The organism is Pseudomonas sp. OIL-1 (assembly GCF_010669185.1).
GTDB lineage: Bacteria > Pseudomonadota > Gammaproteobacteria > Pseudomonadales > Pseudomonadaceae > Halopseudomonas > Halopseudomonas profundi.
The window spans coordinates 1,358,143-1,374,040 of sequence record NZ_CP048629.1 but is presented as its reverse complement, the minus strand read 5'-3'; the positions used below and the strand labels follow the sequence as shown (position 1 = coordinate 1,374,040).

15 protein-coding genes and 1 pseudogene are annotated in these 15,898 nt (G+C 56.2%); 9 read left to right on the top strand and 7 right to left on the bottom strand.

The annotated features are described in order from the left end of the window. Positions 1-237: 237 nt before the first annotated feature. From G3M63_RS06440 to G3M63_RS06425, 4 genes are read right to left on the bottom strand one after another with little or no spacing between them, the layout of a single operon-like run. The gene (locus tag G3M63_RS06440; RefSeq protein ID WP_163982185.1) at positions 238-657 is read right to left on the bottom strand and encodes a hypothetical protein; all 420 of its coding nucleotides are present in this window, start codon (positions 655-657) and stop codon (positions 238-240) included. Then, positions 650-2,677: an integrase gene (locus G3M63_RS06435; protein ID WP_163982184.1), complete on the bottom strand. Its 2,028-nt coding sequence runs from the start codon at positions 2,675-2,677 to the stop codon at positions 650-652. Before G3M63_RS06435 ends, G3M63_RS06440 begins: the two co-directional genes overlap by 8 nt. Next, positions 2,670-4,232 (bottom strand): site-specific integrase, encoded by a 1,563-nt coding sequence (locus G3M63_RS06430; RefSeq protein ID WP_163982183.1) that lies wholly within the window; start codon positions 4,230-4,232, stop codon positions 2,670-2,672. The genes G3M63_RS06435 and G3M63_RS06430 overlap by 8 nt, the downstream gene beginning before the upstream one ends. Beyond that, a complete protein-coding gene (locus G3M63_RS06425) occupies positions 4,222-5,472 on the bottom strand; it encodes a site-specific integrase (RefSeq protein ID WP_218573662.1) in 1,251 nt (416 codons plus the stop codon). The genes G3M63_RS06430 and G3M63_RS06425 overlap by 11 nt, the downstream gene beginning before the upstream one ends. A gap of 877 nt (positions 5,473-6,349) precedes the next feature. On the opposite strand from G3M63_RS06425, the gene G3M63_RS06420 reads away from it, so the two are divergent. Continuing rightward, positions 6,350-6,568, top strand: a complete 219-nt coding sequence (locus G3M63_RS06420; RefSeq protein ID WP_163982182.1) for a BPSL0761 family protein — start codon at positions 6,350-6,352, stop codon at positions 6,566-6,568. Here the strand turns inward: G3M63_RS06420 and G3M63_RS06415 are convergent. After that, the gene (locus tag G3M63_RS06415) at positions 6,534-6,794 is read right to left on the bottom strand and encodes a helix-turn-helix domain-containing protein (RefSeq protein WP_163982181.1); all 261 of its coding nucleotides are present in this window, start codon (positions 6,792-6,794) and stop codon (positions 6,534-6,536) included. The two genes, G3M63_RS06420 and G3M63_RS06415, sit on opposite strands and share 35 nt — an antisense overlap. A gap of 223 nt (positions 6,795-7,017) precedes the next feature. Between G3M63_RS06415 and G3M63_RS06410 the strand changes: the two genes are divergently transcribed. After that, the gene (locus G3M63_RS06410; protein WP_163982180.1) at positions 7,018-7,299 is read left to right on the top strand and encodes a hypothetical protein; all 282 of its coding nucleotides are present in this window, start codon (positions 7,018-7,020) and stop codon (positions 7,297-7,299) included. 184 nt (positions 7,300-7,483) lie between these two features. Here the strand turns inward: G3M63_RS06410 and G3M63_RS06405 are convergent. Together G3M63_RS06405 and G3M63_RS06400 are read right to left on the bottom strand one after the other, a co-directional pair. Continuing rightward, a pseudogene (locus G3M63_RS06405) lies at positions 7,484-7,578 on the bottom strand (oxidoreductase); the annotation flags it as partial. Positions 7,579-7,823: 245 nt separating this feature from the next. After that, positions 7,824-9,728 carry a sigma 54-interacting transcriptional regulator gene (locus tag G3M63_RS06400; RefSeq protein WP_163982179.1) on the bottom strand — a complete coding sequence of 635 codons (1,905 nt, stop codon included), beginning with the start codon at positions 9,726-9,728 and terminating at the stop codon, positions 7,824-7,826. Positions 9,729-9,948: 220 nt separating this feature from the next. Here G3M63_RS06400 and G3M63_RS06395 point away from each other — a divergent pair, with 220 nt between their 5' ends. From G3M63_RS06395 to G3M63_RS06365, 7 genes are all read left to right on the top strand, one after another. Next, complete coding sequence (locus G3M63_RS06395; protein WP_163982178.1) at positions 9,949-10,431, top strand: MSMEG_0572/Sll0783 family nitrogen starvation response protein; 483 nt, start codon at positions 9,949-9,951, stop codon at positions 10,429-10,431. A 65-nt stretch (positions 10,432-10,496) separates the two neighbouring features. Further along, positions 10,497-11,483 carry a Nit6803 family nitrilase gene (locus G3M63_RS06390; protein WP_163982177.1) on the top strand — a complete coding sequence of 329 codons (987 nt, stop codon included), beginning with the start codon at positions 10,497-10,499 and terminating at the stop codon, positions 11,481-11,483. After that, positions 11,470-12,579: an MSMEG_0568 family radical SAM protein gene (locus G3M63_RS06385; protein WP_163982176.1), complete on the top strand. Its 1,110-nt coding sequence runs from the start codon at positions 11,470-11,472 to the stop codon at positions 12,577-12,579. Before G3M63_RS06390 ends, G3M63_RS06385 begins: the two co-directional genes overlap by 14 nt. Before the next feature lie 10 nt (positions 12,580-12,589). Then, on the top strand, positions 12,590-13,150 hold the full coding sequence (locus G3M63_RS06380; protein ID WP_163982175.1) for an MSMEG_0567/Sll0786 family nitrogen starvation N-acetyltransferase: 561 nt from the start codon (positions 12,590-12,592) through the stop codon (positions 13,148-13,150). Next, positions 13,143-14,159 carry a sll0787 family AIR synthase-like protein gene (locus G3M63_RS06375; protein ID WP_163982174.1) on the top strand — a complete coding sequence of 339 codons (1,017 nt, stop codon included), beginning with the start codon at positions 13,143-13,145 and terminating at the stop codon, positions 14,157-14,159. The genes G3M63_RS06380 and G3M63_RS06375 overlap by 8 nt, the downstream gene beginning before the upstream one ends. Before the next feature lies 1 nt (position 14,160). Next, positions 14,161-14,442, top strand: coding sequence for an MSMEG_0570 family nitrogen starvation response protein (locus tag G3M63_RS06370; RefSeq protein WP_163982173.1), 282 nt, complete (start codon positions 14,161-14,163; stop codon positions 14,440-14,442). A 28-nt stretch (positions 14,443-14,470) separates the two neighbouring features. Beyond that, positions 14,471-15,730, top strand: a complete 1,260-nt coding sequence (locus tag G3M63_RS06365) for an MSMEG_0569 family flavin-dependent oxidoreductase (RefSeq protein ID WP_163982172.1) — start codon at positions 14,471-14,473, stop codon at positions 15,728-15,730. The last annotated feature ends 168 nt before the right edge of the window (positions 15,731-15,898 follow it).

Here is a 15,898-nt window from a genome sequence, read left to right as displayed (position 1 = left end):
GTTACGACGATCCGGTGGTAGTAAGGCGACAACAAAAGCCCGCCCAGCCGGAAAGTTGGCTATTATCGATCCGTATGACTAAATGGGACCCCATCGACCGCATCGCATTCTCCAACCACATTCCCAGCGCTCTCACAGCCGATGAGAGCTTGATCGAAGCCAACCGGCTAGTTTCATGCGGAATGTGACGGACGACGTCGACCAGTCCGGCCAACCCTTGGATTCCCTGCGAAACATTCAGCGCTTGGCCTGATCGGAGCGTTCCCGGTCGATCTTTGGTAAAGGCTCATTGAGTTGACCGCCCTTCAGTCCATATTTGTAAGCGTTGTATTGCCACACCACGAATTGCTGCTTATACATCCTATTTTGCTCTCTTATCGCCGCTAGCTCCCTTTCAAGGTTAGCTATTCTCGAAGCCGCAGCCGCCAAGCTTGAAGGACGCGGCTTCGCTGGCTCCCCCTCCCGCTTACGCTTCTTTGCCAGACGATAAGCGGTAGCAATGTCCGTATTGGCGTTCAGAGATTGTCGTGTAGGCTTCTTTCCAACTAGCGGCTCTGCGCAAGAACAGATTCTTTCCCAGGTAAGTCTCTGTTCGTTCCAACTATGGATCAAGCTAATGATTGCACGCACGTCATGCTTATCGAGATGCTTAGCCAACGCCGCCTCCCCCTAACAGGTCTTTCAAGTCGGCGAGCACTGCCAGATCATCGTTATTACGTTCGGCGGCTGCCTCTGCTTTCTTTATGACGACACGCCGAAGCTGGGAAGAGTCATTTCCTTTGAGCTTGATCTGAGCACCATCCGCTATATTTGGATTCTCCAACACCGCAACCAGCTCGCGAAGTCTGGCAACTGTTTTCTCGTGGTACTGATACCAGCGGTCGGCTCCCATTTCTCCTTGTTGGACAGCCTCTTGCGCTTGCAGAAATAATCGCTCCGATTTTTCTAAGCGGATCTTTATGTTTGCCAGCTTAGCACTGTTACCTTTAATGCATACCTGTTCAGTACAGTTGACGCAATCCCTATATTTTGAGCATGGAGAAATAGTGTAATCATGGACGCAGTAGCCATATTCCGTTACGTGCGCAGCAGCCTGCTCCAGCGTATTGAACTCAAACATAGAAATTGGGCTATGGTTCGACACCTCGCCAACTGGACCGAAAAGCGATTTGGAGGGATCTATTTTCTCAGCGAGACCAACCATTTCTCTCTCGCTCATATGATTGTAAGTGCGGTTCTGCTTGACGTCAGCGCGTCCCGACCACTTCGCGATTTCCAAATTGGAAAGCCCACCTCGTTGCGCGATGGTATTTAGCAGGTGCCTGGCCTGATGCGATGTCATGCTAAGCCGCCCCCCACTGTCCGAACTGTAACCATGGCGATCGAAGATACTACGATGGGAGCCTTCACTAAGGGATGCACGCCGCGACAGATCGTTGTTGAAGTAGTTATTGGTCGGCTTGAGCAACTCTACCGGTGAGCAGGTCCGGTTCCCGTGGAATTGATGCTTGTTTAGCGTAAATAATGCATTGCTAAATTTAATATTTTTTTCACGGTCGTACCAAGGAAATTCTGGTGGGAGACGAGCTAGCACGTGCTCCCAAAGGGTTTCGAGCGTATGCACATTATCTTTTGCAGCAAGCCCTCGATTCCCCAAAGAAGTGTGACATTCTGCTCTCGTTTCGCAGGCGAGGCCTAAAGCTTTACATGCCTGCACCATCGTCAAAGGCTCCCGTTCACCGGCCTTAGGGCAATTAGAGTGACGATAGAATTTTGAAGGGTCTCTCTCGATCCAAATCGCAAGTTTTCGAGCGTGGCGGGAGAGTTCAGTGACCCTTCGCACTGCTTCTCTCGCTACCGAGACCATCACCGACGGTATCCACTTGATGTCGGCTTCGAAGCCTTTGCCAGCGTAAAATCGCCAACCATAGCGCTCCACGCCGCCCCTATCGTTCTCAAAAACCTCACAATCGACCGGTAGTGCCAGTACCTCCGAGATGCGTGACGGGGCGGACATTAGCATCGCAAAGGTCGCGGTGGTGAAGACATCTCGTTGGCTGGAGGGGTTACTTGCAAAGATCTCTGCTAGAGCATCCAATGCGAGCGGGTGAGGAAGCTTCTTTTCTCTGTTTGCTCTCCCTTCTCTACCGGTTTTGTTCCTATCCGCGGCTCGCTTGATGGGATTACGCCATCCTGTCAAACTCGTTGCGATGAGCGTATTCTCGGACAGAAATGTGGCCATCCGCTCGATCTCTCGACCACACTGATACGCGGCGCCCTGCGAATAGTGTTGTTTAGCAAGCATCGCTGCCTCATCAAGCACGGTCACCGAGACTCTCGCAACATCGGCTTCTCCCGTGACTTGAGTTAAGGCTAACTCTACAGCTCTTAGCGCTTTGAGTTCGTTCTTTGTTCCGGTGGGATTATGCCCTTGTTGATACCTGAAATATGCTTTCGCGAAATCTATGAAATCGCTGCCCATGATTTGATCAGGCGAAGGCTTCCGTGTCGTCACTCCTAGCTTCGAAAAGACTGCGAAGCTTGGCCAAACGACCGCGTCCCAATCGAGGTTCGCTCCGAAGACCGACAATTCACTTCTGCACTTTCTTATAAACGATTCTCTGTTGGCGTCAGAAGATGACCATAAAGCCGGCTGAAAATTAAAGATATCAGCCATGAGTATCCGCCATTATTTGCGAAGAGCGCCCCCTCCTCGCTGCGCAGCGCTGAATTACTTCTGCCACCGCAATGATGCTTCGATCGAGCACAGCGGCGATTTGGATATCTCCGGTAATTTTTTTTATGCGCTCTCGCTCTTCCAAGAGAGAACGGTAGACATCCTCATGCGGCCCCTCTACCCATGGCTGAAAATGCATGCACGTATAGCAAGGAATAGGCACGTTCGCTCCGCAGAAACCATGCTCTCCGCATGTCCCGACGGACTTACCCTCCTCACTACGAATCCGGCTGGAAGAATCGGCTCCACGTCTGGCATGTTCCTCGGAATCGACCAAGACCCCTGCAAAAGCCTGCGCATACGGTGCCAACTGGAATCCTACTGCCTCGTCCAAACGCTCGACGTGCTCGGGTACGTTCTCGACATAGCTTTTCGCGTTCTGATTATCAGAATGGTCTAACAATTCTGCGATAACCATCACGCCAAATCCTTCACGGGCTGCCCTGGTACCTATCGTATAGCGGAAACGCTGAGCGTTGCTATGTAAGAGATCTCCCGTGCGTTCGGATCTGATATCGGCGGCTGCAGCTACGTGATGCAAAGTGCTGGTCACCTCCGCTGAAGTCATATGGAGCTTGTCGGTTCGAACGATCTGGCGAAAATGTTGAGGAGAAGCGATGGTCCCGGCCACATCAAGGTCGGGAAATAGCGGCACCTGCATCCGGTCCGCATCCTGAAGCGCGAACCCCAACCGATTCTCAACCAGCCTAATCGCGTTCCTCGCCTGGCTGTGTAAAATTGCCCACAATTCATGCGGCATAGCAAATGACTTAAAGCTGACCCTGAAATCAGATCCTTGTTTCGCACGGGGTATGTTCAATATGTGAAACGGTTCGTTCTTGCTGTTGCGACCACTCGCCACATCGGCCACCCGAAGATGCGATATCTGGACAGGCCTACGACCGGTATTGCTCGCGATAACACATATTGCTAACTCACGGACGGTTATCAACCCTTTCTCGTAGCAGCGCACTGCGCCTTCGTTAAACGCTTCAAGCTCGATATCGGTGAATGCGCCTCGGCGCGGATCTTTACGCTTAACAGCGTCTCCCTTGCGGTTCCCCTTCAGCCGCCACCCATCAAGCATGGTGATGAGCGCTTCGTCAATGCCAGCATAACCGCGCTCATACCATTCCCGAAGGAAGCTTCGAATATGACCCACATACCATTCGTTGGTGTTCCTAAGCGATGAACGGTAGTTTATTAACGTTACATCGGTGATCTCGCTAGAACCCGTTTGACGCAGCAGGTGATAGAGACGCCCCACGATGTTCTTGGTGTAGCTAGCGGAATACTTAGAAGCAAAATCGGCGAGAGCGGACAGAAAGCCGCCTCTAGTCGTATCATTAAGCAGAGCCGCGACGTGCCCCACATCGACAGTTACGTTTTTATCTAGTACCCACCTCTCCTCCGTTAATGCGAAATCGTATCCCTCAGCCCTAGCGCGTATCCTGGACGACTTAAGCGGATGCAAACAGTTCTTCTTAATGGCCATCACCCACTCCCAATGGCTGTCTGATCCCAACTTTTTGCTGCAGTAGGAGCGCAGCCTCCATCCCTTTAAGAGCGACAAAGCGCTGGTTGTATGTTGCCGCCGTCCCAGAACCTTGCTTCCAACCCATTAGATACGAACGCATCTGCTCCTGCCGCTCCGGAGAAGGAGGAGCGTCCATACTGTCCATCTTTTCAGAGAACTTCCTGTTCCAGGTATGGCGCAGTTTGTGGCCTGTGACTGCGTGCAGCGTAGGTGAAACGTACCGCACCACTGCTACTACCTTGTGATACGCCGCAATAGACAACGGTTGCCCATATGTCGGGCCCGTCTTATGTGTAACTATTAGAAAATCGTGATTCTTGGCGCTACCAAGCATCCTGCGGTCTTGAATGATGTATTCGTGTAACTCTTTCACAAGCGTGTCGCCTAAAGGGAGACGACGGTCAAGAGTTTTGGCATTTGGTTCCCTAGTGCGCGGGTCGTCTGTCTCGTCCGGGCGCCGTACGACCTTCAGCTGATTCGATTCGAAGCATATATCTCTAATGCGGACATTGAGCAGCTCCCCGCCCCTTATTCCCAAATGGTATAGGAGAAGTATCATCAATCGATTGCGCCGCTGTATCGACTCATGAAAAGGATTCAAAGCCGACCTGGGGCGAAGCACCTCAAACAGGGTGTCTAGCTGGATATCTGTCAAAGACCTGTCCGACAACCCCTCATTCCTACCTCGTTTTCTAGGCCTGCCCGCCTTCAGATGCCGCGTCATACTCGCGGTCCGCTCTGCTTCGCCCGGTGTCGGAGAGGCTACAAGATGCTTACAAAGCCAACTCAAGTAGCCTGCTATCGTAGTCAAACGAGCATATTGCGTTCCGCTACTGACCACATCCGCTGACTGCTCCATCTCTTCCATAGTGAACATTTCGTTCACAGCTTCGGCTGCTCTCGCCTGCCGAACGTTGCGCTGCGTGAAGTCACGGAGGCCATCAAGCTCGTTGTCTTGGAGAAGATTTTTCGAAGTTATCCGCAACTCCAAGTCAATCCCGCGCTTTTGGAAAAAGCTAAGCATCACAGAAAGATGCGCGGCGGCAGCCTCCATCGAAGAAGAAGCGTCACCCTTGTTTCGGACCTGCGTGGTCAGGTACAGATTCGGATGATACAAGGGAAGGCTCGTTGTGCGGTCCACCACCAAGCAATAGCGCTCTCCGCTGTCCAGTACGAAGCTGCTGATTCCGAAAGGCACTTGGTAACACCTCGGCTTTTCCGCATTGATAAGTTACGACGTAGGTTGTGCACACCGACGATCGACTTAGGCCGCATAATGCCTAACAGCCCGTTACGACCAGCCTCTGTAAGCTTCTAGAATATAGTTTAAATACGCTTGAGATCGCCAAACGAAACGGACAATTTCAGAGAAAGCGAGACGTTTCACTTTCCGCCGGACGATCCGAAGCGACTCAGTGACTCCCCTGACCGGGGGCGGAGGGTCATTACCGACGTGATCAATCCTGCGAGTCGCTTCGCCGACTTTGGTTTCTTGAGGCCGCTAGCTTTGGCCGATGACGCCGCTTCGCAGCACATCGGCATCCGTTTCCCCGGCTTCACTCTCGCCCTTACCGCGCCGGCCGCCCATCGCGTTTCCCTGCGCAGCCCGAGTCGAATCAAGTCAGGACGATCGCCGTGCCGCTAACAGCGCTGAGAGTACCAAGAAGTTGCCGGGCGCCGAACACATACAGCTATCATTCAAATAGGGGGTTCAGGCTGGTCGACCGCGCCAACAAACGAGTACTCAAGATTGGATGGGGGTTATCACGCATGGAAATGAGCAGAGAAAGGAAATGCGAGACCACCGCAACCCGTGGCTGTGATGCGTGCCGATGCGGCTCGACAGCAGGCGGGGAATTTCAGTTCGCTACGTTGGAGGCCGACTGGAACAAAGGCTCTCGACATGAGGGAGAAAAGTACCAGTTACACCTGTGCGAGAGCTGTTTTTTTGGAACGCTAGGCTATGTCAAACAGCTACGACGCTCGCACCACATGTTTGAGGAGGACTACGACCCCAACGCAGATGCTCGCTTGGGTTTGATTGTTGAGGACGGCCACTGCGATGAGGACAAAACATGACGATGCCCGACGAACGAACGCGCTCCATTATTCAAGCCAGAGAGTTTTTGATCGCTGTGCGTCATGATAAGTCCTTGCCCCAAAGCGTACGCGATCAAGCGTATCGCTTACTACGACATTACCCGACCGCCGAAGAGGTGCTGCTTGCCGGAAAGAAAGAGGAACTGCGCGGCGAGGGTCTCATGGGTCGCTTTCTGAGCTCGCGCGCTGATTAGCGCTTTGCAACTCCGTGACGTGAGGCAGCAAGAGCGACGGCGTGCAGGTCAAGGCCTGGGCAATACGATATAGCTTGGCGACGGTGATATTCACCTCACCCCGTTCAATGCGCCCCATATAGCTTCGATCGATATTGCAGGCCAAAGCCAGGGCGTCCTGTGAAAGCCGGCAAGACATTCTCTGCGTCCGGATACGCGCTCCTAACGCTTTCGCCAACTGATCCATGACCGCCTCAATCTCACTTGAGGCAGCACTATCGCTCGATTGCGGACGACGGAGCCACGGATTATAATCCTCGTAGGCGTTTTGCCGAATCGCAAACAATCGACTGCACGCGCGCTCAATGTGTTGCTTGGGTCAGTCAAAGCGAAACGTTGTGTGAGCTTCTCATTTACAGCCAGCTCCAGAGCATCGGCAGCTAGAGCATACCGACGCGGACTCGAAAAACATGAGCGAAGATCAGCCAAAGCCCTCCCTCGCGGCGCAGGCCACGCCTTCTACGCCAGTTTACGAAGCAGAGCAGCGCCTCGGTGCGCTTTTTGAGGCGATCCGGCTCGACCTAGTTTCAGCACTAGGCGAAGAAGAAAAATTGAAGCAGTTAGTCGAAGATATGCCCTACTTGCGGGACAAGGTGAATTACGAGCTCCGAGATGCTCAGGATCGCAGCTCACGCCTTTTGGGACAGCTTCGCGCGGTCGAGAAAACACTCAGGGCTTTTCAATCCATATGAAGAGCCAACGCTGATGGCTCGCAGTCGCAGCCGTCGCCAGCGATCCGCTCATTTCGTACCTCGCATGCGTCGGAGCAAGCTTGAGGAGCATGCGAGATGTATTCCTTGAACCTCGGGGTATCCATCCTTCCCGCGCCGAAAACTGGCCTTGTTGGAAATGTGACGTTCAGTTGTTTGAGTGCGCCTATTCCCGCCGCCGGAATAACGGTCGCGGCTCTATCGCGGACTGCCCGTACAATACGCTCATTGAGCAAGGCCTTTGTAAGCGTCATGCGCCGAATATTGCCCGGCGAGATAACGTATTGATAGTTGGCCTGTACTACCGCCTGACCACGCATTTCGTCCGGGATTGCGAAGCGGCAGTGAAGCTCCCCATTTGATGACGACTTGAACAACACCTTCACCGCTGAAGAGGATTCGCAGCACCTGGATTCCGGAAGGCGCAGCAAAAATCAATGTGCGAAACCCGGGTCGCATGAAAGGCTCCAGCCATGCGGAGCGAGGATCGCAAGGCACACGCGACGTCAGTAGCGTATTTCGAGCCGCTTAAGGCGTGATGCCAGCGTGGTCGGCTTGATACCCAGAAGTGCTGCGGCCCCGTCTTTGCCAAAGAGCTTCCCCTCGCAGGCGGCGAGAGCCGCCTTGAGATTATCCCTTTCTAATGCACGTAGCTGCGCCTCGGTGAGAATGCCGCTGGCTGGTGCTTCCTCTGCCACGTTCGCTGTGACAGTCTGACCTACGGGCACATCCAGAGTCAGATCCCGCCCCTTGCTAGTGATCAACGCCCGTTCGATGACGTTCTGCAGTTCGCGGATATTGCCGGGCCAGCTGTAACTCTGCATCCGCTCGACATCTACCTTGCGCAGCCGTGGCGCAGGCCGGCCCAGGCGCGAGCAGATCTGTTTGACGAAGTGACTGGCCAGCAGCGGAATATCTTGTGGCCGGTCACGCAGCGCCGGCGACAGGATGGGGAACACATTGAGACGGAAATACAAATCTTCACGAAAGCGCTTGGCCTTCACCTCAGCCAGCAAGTCCCGATTGGTGGCGGTGATGATGCGCACATCGACGTTGCGCGTGCGCTCTTCACCGATGCGCTCGAACTGCCCCTCCTGCAGCACGCGCAGCAACTTGCTCTGGAGCTCCAGGGGAATCTCACCGATCTCGTCCAGAAACAGAGTACCCCCGTCGGCCAGTTCAAAACGCCCGACCCGGTCACGTATGGCACCGGTGAAAGCACCTTTGACGTGGCCGAAGAACTCGCTCTCAAACAGCTCCGCCGGAATGGCGGCGCAGTTGACCCTGATCAGTGGATTCTCACTGCGCCGGCTGGACTGGTGAATAGCCCTCGCTAAGAGCTCTTTGCCGGTACCAGATTCGCCGTGGATCAGCACACTGGCGTCGGTAGGGCCGACTACGTCAATCTGCTTGATGATGGTCAGGATGGGCTCGCTCTGACCCACTATCTCCCGATAATGATGCTCGATCAGGATTTCTTCCTGTAGGTAGGCATTCTGCTGCTCCAGACGCTGTTTGAGTTCCCGCAACTCATTCATTGCGCTCTCCAGGCGCTGCAGTGTCAGCCGGCGCTCGGTGATGTCACGGAACACCACCACTGATCCAATGATTGACCCTTCGGAAATGACCGGCGTGCTAGTGAACTCCACCGGAAACATGCTCCCGTCGCGGCGCCAGAAGACCTCCTGCTGCCCTTCGTGGACCAGGCCATCATGAACAGCCTTGTAGATAGGGCAATCCTCGACCGGGTAGTGACTGCCGTCCGCGTGGCTATGATGGTGAATTCGGTGGATGTTCTTGCCGATCACCTCGTTGGTCTTCCATCCAAGCATCCTGGCCGCGGCTGGATTGACGTAGGTAGCCAGGCCTGCACTATCGATGCTGTAGATCCCATCGCCAACCGCGCTAAGCAACTGCTGGTTCTCGCGCTCGTTCTCCTGAAACAATGTGAGAATGTTCTGCCACTCGATCAGCCCCGCCCGCATGGTGCGCTCGACGCTAGCCTGGCTCTGGCGATAACGCTCCTCATCCCGCTTTCGCACCACCAGAATCAGGTACATCACGCCTTTGAGCTTTAACGTAGAGGCCGATAATTCCAGCTCGACCCGCTCACCATCCTTACGCGCGCAGGTAAATGAATCAGACCAGCCCTTGCCGTCCTCCAGCACGGCCTGAGTGAACACGATCAGTTCGGGCAACGCATGACCAAAAAGCTTAGTAACAGTCAGCTCAAGAAGCTCATGCCGGGGATAGCCAAAGAGTTCGCAAGCGGCGATGTTGATATCTGCAAAGCGATTACCCACCGGATCGAACTGCACGATGCCGACGTTGCAATGCTCCAGTACCAAATGGCGCGAGGGGTAGGCCATGCCTGACCAACCGGATAGATAGTCCACATCGTCCAAGCTCATGCCTACGACCTTTCGTTATTTGTATCTACGGATTGTCGTATTTATACGACATCTCGTAGGTTAACGACAGCATCAGTTCGCCCCGAAAAAAGCAGATCAGATTCTTAACCTTTTCAAATACAAAGACTTGCAGCAAATCATAGTTTCTTGGCACAGGCATTGCTCTACCGAGGTTAACCGCAGGCAATTACTGCGTAGTCAACCTAATCGGAGAATCACAATGCCTACAGTCGAAACGCCCCACTACAAAGATGGTGACTTTCTCGTCAACTACGAAGAAAAGGTTTTTGAGGATGTTAAAGCCGAGCCTGGCGAAAAGTGCCTGCTGACCTTCCACACCATCGCCTTTGAAGGCTCAATCGGCCTGGTCAACATGCTGCAGGCCAAGCGTCTGCTGCGCAAAGGTTTCGAAACCAAGGTACTACTGTACGGCCCAGGCGTGCAGCTAGGTGTGCAGCGCGGCTTCCCGACTCTGGGCGCCGAAGCCTTCCCAGGCCACCTGGCCGTCAATAATCAGATCAAGGCATTCATGGAAGAAGGCGGCGAAGTCTATGCCTGCCGCTTTGCCCTGCAGGCTCTTTATGGACAGACCGAAAAGGCCCTGATTGAAGGTATTCGCCCGATCAACCCGCTGGACGTCATGGACCTGCGCCTACTCATGCGCCGTGAAGGTGCCCTGATCATTGATACCTGGACCGCCTGAGCCAATTCCCTCCCGTCAGCGGGAGGGAGCTGCACCCCTTCAGTCTTTCCAGCCGAGGATCAGGTATGACGATTATCAAAGCCGCCGCTGTTCAGCTCAGCCCCGTACTCTATAGCCGCGAGGGCACTGTCGATAAGGTCTGCCAGACCATAGCCGAGCTTGGCCGCGAAGGGGTTCAGTTTGCGGTCTTTCCGGAAACCGTAGTCCCCTATTACCCCTATTTCTCCTATGTGCAGCCACCTTTCAAGATGGGCAAAGAGCACCTTCGCCTGCTTAACGAATCCGTGGTGGTGCCCTCGGCGACCACTGCCGCGATTGGCGAAGCATGTCGTCGCGCCGGCATGGTAGTGAGTATCGGCGTCAATGAACGCGACGGCGGCACCATCTACAACGCCCAGTTACTCTTCGATGCCGACGGCACACTGCTGCATCACCGCCGCAAGATTACCCCCACCTACCACGAGCGCATGATCTGGGGTCAGGGTGACGGTTCAGGCCTGCGTACCGTGGATAGCCAAGTCGGACGTATCGGCTCACTCGCCTGCTGGGAGCACTACAACCCCCTGGCTCGCTACGCTCTGATGGCCGATGGCGAGCAGATTCACGCCGCCATGTTCCCCGGCTCGCTGGTCGGGTCCATTTTCGCCGAACAGATGGAAGTCACCATCCGCCATCACGCCTTGGAATCGGGCTGCTTTGTGGTGAACGCCACTGCCTGGCTCAGCCCCGAGCAGCAGGAACAGATAATCGCCGATACCGGCTGTGAGCTGGCGCAAATCAGCGATGGCTGCTTCAGCGCCATTGTCAGCCCGGAGGGCAAGCTGCTCGGTGAACCGCTGCGCTGCGGCGAGGGTGCAGTGATCGCAAACCTGGACCTGACACTGATCGACAAACGCAAACGCATGATGGACTCGGTAGGGCATTACAGCCGCCCCGAACTACTCAGCCTGCTGATTGATCGTCGGCCGGCTCCCCACGTGCATGAGCGCAACGCCGCTGCGGAGAACAGCAGCCAGATGATTAACGAGGAGCTTGACTATGCAAGCACGTGACCTTGCTCCCACGCAACTAATCGTGACCGACCTGCTCAGCGAGCTGCAGTGTCACGGCGTACGCTGGCAGGATCCTACTGGCCTGTCGCGCCAGGGCGGTGCTGGCCCCTCCGATCACAAGGCGCTGACTGCCGGTGATCATACCGCGATGATCCCGATACTTAACCGCGCCTCGCTGGACTCCCCTTATCTTGCTCGCCCCTTAGCCAACGGCAGCGGGGCAGAGATTCTGCGCGACGGTCTTGTGGTCGGTCAGGTCAGCATGCCCGGCGTACCCAAGTTCTATGCCATGAGCACTGATGACGGCACGCCCTACTGGAAGATCGCCACGCTGCACAGTAAGGATGTGCTGGCAACCACCATCTTGCAGCACTGTATCCGCATGAATGACGCCGCCAGCGCCTGCCAGTTCTGCGCTATCAATCAGTCGCTGAAGAACGACAAAACCATCGCCCGGAAACGCCCTGCGCAACTGGCGGAAGTTGCCAAGGCCGCCGTCGAGCTGGACGGGGTGAAACACATGGTGATGACCACGGGGACCCCGCAAACCTCCGATCGCGGCGCGGCCATCCTCTGTGAATCGGCAGCCGCCGTGACCGCAGCGGTCGATCTGCCGATCCAAGCCCAGTGCGAGCCACCGGATGACGACCGCTGGTTTCAGCGCCTCAAGGACAGCGGCGTGGACTCCTTGGGCATGCATCTGGAAGCGGTCACCGACCCGGTGCGCGCGCGCATCATGCCAGGCAAGGCAGAGGTGCCGCTGTCACGCTATTTCTCAGCCTTCAAGGCCGCTGTCGAGATCTTTGGCCGGGGCCAAGTCAGTACCTACATCCTCGCCGGGCTGGGCGATTCAGAGGACGCCATCGTCGAGATGAGCGAATTGTTGGCTGCCATGGGCGTGTATCCCTTCGTGGTGCCCTTTGTTCCCATTGACGGAACACCCCTGGCCAATCATCCCAAACCGGATAACGCCATGATGCAACGCCTGTACCCGCAGATCGGCGCCAGCCTGCAGCGGCACGGGCTGCATTCCGACGAAATTAAGGCCGGCTGCGCCAAGTGCGGTGCCTGCTCGGCACTGAAACGACACGAGTGAGGATCTGACCATGGCCGAACATCTCTTTGCCTTGACGGAAGATAGCTTCCCGGATTTCCGCGCCGACGATGTACTGGTCAAACCCGCCAGCGAAGCCTGGGAAAAATCTGAGTACTTTGCCTTGCGCCGCCGGGTGTTTTCCGAGGAGCAACAACTGCTGCCTCAGGACAAGGATGAAAACGACTTCCGGGCCATCCCCATAGTCGCTCTGGCTTGCCAGTGCGGCATGCCCAATGCTGTGGTCGGCGCCGTGCGCATCTACCAGTCAGAGCCGGGTCTCTGGTGGGGCGGCCGCCTCTGTGTCGCCGCGGACTACCGGCGTAACGGCTTGATCGGTACTGCCTTGATCAACGAGGCCGTATCCCGTGCAAAGGGCATTGGCTGCAACCGTTTCCAAGCCACGGTCCAGCTCTGTAACGAAACCTACTTTCAGCGCCTGCACTGGCAAACGCTCGATCATATCGAGCTACTCGGTCAGCCACATGCCGTGATGCAGGTAGAACTGCAGTATTACCCCTTTATGCCGCGAGAAATATCGTTGCTGCCGCTGAGAGCACGCCGTCATGGGTAAGCCGCTACAGGTCCAAACCCAGGAAAGCTTGGATGCATTGCTCGACGCACTGCGCGATACCCCGGCCATGCGGTCCAAATTTTCGATTCAGGGCCCGGCCGCGGCCCTAGGCCAGGCACAAGCGCCGGACCGTGATGCGCTCTACGCTCTACCTGGGGACGACACCGCGGCCATCCGCTGCGGCGATCACTACCAGTTGCTGGCTATAGAAGGGATGATTCCGCGCTTCGTTGAGCAAGCGCCCTGGTTTGCCGGCTGGTCGGCGGTCATGGCCAACGTCAGTGATATAGCCGCCATGGGCGGACGGGCTACTGCCGTGGTCAACGCCTATTGGCACCATGACGAGGCCTGCGCAGGTCAGATGCTCACGGGCATTCGCGCCGCCTGCCAGGCTTACGGTCTGGTGTTGGCTGGCGGCCATACCAGCCAAGCAACAGGTAACCCTGCTGCTCTGGCCGTCGCTATTACCGGCATGGCGAATCGTTTGCTGTCCACCCTGCACGTAGCCCCAGGGCAGACCTTAGGACTGGCCGTAGATCTGAACGGCAAATGGCATGCGGATACGCCCTACTGGAAGGCCTTCGAGCAGGTGCCTGCCGAGGTTCTGCGCAGCAAGTTGGAGGTGCTGCCGGTGTTGGCTGAAGCCGGCCTGTTGCAAGCCGCCAAGGACATCAGCAACGCCGGCCTGCTTGGCACGCTGCTGATGTTGCTGGAGCCCACCGGCTGCGGCGCGGAGATCGATCTGGATGTACTGCCGCGCCCTGACGACGGTGACATGTTGCGCTGGCTGCAGGCCTTCCCCAGCTTCGGTTTCCTGATAACTCTTAACTCCGATGACTGGGGCCCGGTGCAGGCTGCTTTTGTCGAGCAGGGTTTGAGCTGTGCACGGATCGGCAGCATCAATGCCAGCGCTCGGCTAGACGTACAGCAGGCCGGACGAGTCGTCACTTTCTGGGATCTCGCCAGCACACCCTTTACCGGCTTCACCTACCCGAAACAGGAGCACTAACATGCCCGCCGTAACATTCAAGGTTCGCTGGCCGGATGGCCGGGAGACCGCTGCGTACTCGCCCTCCACGGTCATTCACCAGCACCTGAAGCACAACGCCTTCTATCCGGTAGACGAATTTCTGCAGCGTGCCGAAACCGCACTGAATGCCGCATCCGAGCGCGTGCGGGAGGTCAAGGGCTTTCATTGCAGTGCCGCGATGGACACCCTGGCCCAGTTGCACCAGATCTCCAGAACACTCAGTCAGGGTGAGGTGCATATTAGCTTCACGCATACACCCTGATCCATTCCTCAATTGAAGGGACCGCATCATGACTTCAGCGAAGAAACCAGCGCACTTCAGCGTTATCATCATCGGCGGCGGCCAGGCCGGCCTGTCCGCCAGCTACTATCTGCAGCAGCAAGACATCGATCACCTGGTACTGGAGAAAAAGACGCTCACCAGCGCCTGGCGCACTCAGCGCTGGGACACTTTCTGCCTAGTCACCCCCAACTGGCAATGCACTTTGCCGGGCTACCCGTACGCCGGCGATGACCCGCACGGCTTTATGAAGAAAGACGAAATCATTGCCTACCTGGATGGTTTCATTGAGATGGTCAACGCCCCCTGCCGCACCGGGGTGGCAGTGCAACGGGTCCAGCCACGTCCCCAGGGCGGCTACTTGATCCATACCAGTGACGGCGATTTCAGTGCCGATCAGGTGATAGTTGCTTCCGGTGGCTATCAGATACCAATCATTCCGCGCCTCGCCGAGCGTGTTCCAGCCGAGATTCAACAGATTCATTCCGAGCAGTACCGCAACCCTGAGCTGCTGCCCGCAGGAAACGTTCTGGTCGTCGGTTCGGGCCAATCGGGCGCGCAGATTGCCGAAGACCTCCACCTGGCCGGCCGCAAGGTATACCTGGCCGTAGGCGATGCACCGCGCTGCGCCCGCTTCTACCGGGGGCGGGACGTGGTCGAATGGCTAGCGGACATGGGTTACTACGACATTAGCGTGGACAGCCACCCTCTACGCGAAGGAGTGCGTGACAACACCAATCATTATCTGACAGGCCGCGACGGTGGGCGTGATATAGACCTGCGCCGCTTCGCCACCGAGGGTATGGAGTTGTTTGGCCTGCTCACCGGTATGGATGGGGGTACTCTGCAGTTCGCACCCGACCTGTCCATCAAACTGGATGCGGCAGATGCGGTATATGAGCGTATCAACCGCAGCATCGACAAGTACATCGACGAGCAGGACATCGACGCCCCTCCCGGAGCGCCTTACAAGCCCCTGTGGCAGCCACCGGCTGAACGCGAACAGCTGAACCTGCAGGACGCCGGGATAACAAGCATTATCTGGTGCATTGGCTTCGCCCCTGACTTCCGTTATGTGGAGGCAGGCGTATTCAACGGCCACGGCCACCCGGTACACCAACGCGGCGTCACCGCCCAGCCAGGCCTGTACTTTCTTGGCCTACCTTGGCTGCACACCTGGGGCTCTGGCCGATTCAGTGGCATCGCGAGAGATGCCGAGTATCTAGCCGAACAAGTCAAAGCGAGATACCAGATGGCGTCTGTAGGATGAACACTAAGAAAAGCAGCGCGCTGGACCATGCCTAACCGCCGAGAGCTTGTACAGCTTATCTAGTCTAGATGCCTCATTATCGCATTCATCCATTGGTGCATGCCCATCGTGAGTAGCTGAGGTGTCCCACGACGCCTCAGCGCCGCTACCGAACGAGACGCCAACCTC

Coding starts and splice junctions, on each gene's coding strand:
- G3M63_RS06435 (WP_163982184.1), bottom strand. CDS start 2,677: ATGGCTGATATCTTTAATTTTCAGCCGGCTTTATGGTCATCTTCTGAC.
- G3M63_RS06430 (WP_163982183.1), bottom strand. CDS start 4,232: ATGGCCATTAAGAAGAACTGTTTGCATCCGCTTAAGTCGTCCAGGATA.
- G3M63_RS06420 (WP_163982182.1), top strand. CDS start 6,350: ATGACGATGCCCGACGAACGAACGCGCTCCATTATTCAAGCCAGAGAG.
- G3M63_RS06415 (WP_163982181.1), bottom strand. CDS start 6,794: ATGGATCAGTTGGCGAAAGCGTTAGGAGCGCGTATCCGGACGCAGAGA.
- G3M63_RS06410 (WP_163982180.1), top strand. CDS start 7,018: ATGAGCGAAGATCAGCCAAAGCCCTCCCTCGCGGCGCAGGCCACGCCT.
- G3M63_RS06400 (WP_163982179.1), bottom strand. CDS start 9,728: ATGAGCTTGGACGATGTGGACTATCTATCCGGTTGGTCAGGCATGGCC.
- G3M63_RS06395 (WP_163982178.1), top strand. CDS start 9,949: ATGCCTACAGTCGAAACGCCCCACTACAAAGATGGTGACTTTCTCGTC.
- G3M63_RS06390 (WP_163982177.1), top strand. CDS start 10,497: ATGACGATTATCAAAGCCGCCGCTGTTCAGCTCAGCCCCGTACTCTAT.
- G3M63_RS06385 (WP_163982176.1), top strand. CDS start 11,470: ATGCAAGCACGTGACCTTGCTCCCACGCAACTAATCGTGACCGACCTG.
- G3M63_RS06380 (WP_163982175.1), top strand. CDS start 12,590: ATGGCCGAACATCTCTTTGCCTTGACGGAAGATAGCTTCCCGGATTTC.
- G3M63_RS06375 (WP_163982174.1), top strand. CDS start 13,143: ATGGGTAAGCCGCTACAGGTCCAAACCCAGGAAAGCTTGGATGCATTG.
- G3M63_RS06370 (WP_163982173.1), top strand. CDS start 14,161: ATGCCCGCCGTAACATTCAAGGTTCGCTGGCCGGATGGCCGGGAGACC.
- G3M63_RS06365 (WP_163982172.1), top strand. CDS start 14,471: ATGACTTCAGCGAAGAAACCAGCGCACTTCAGCGTTATCATCATCGGC.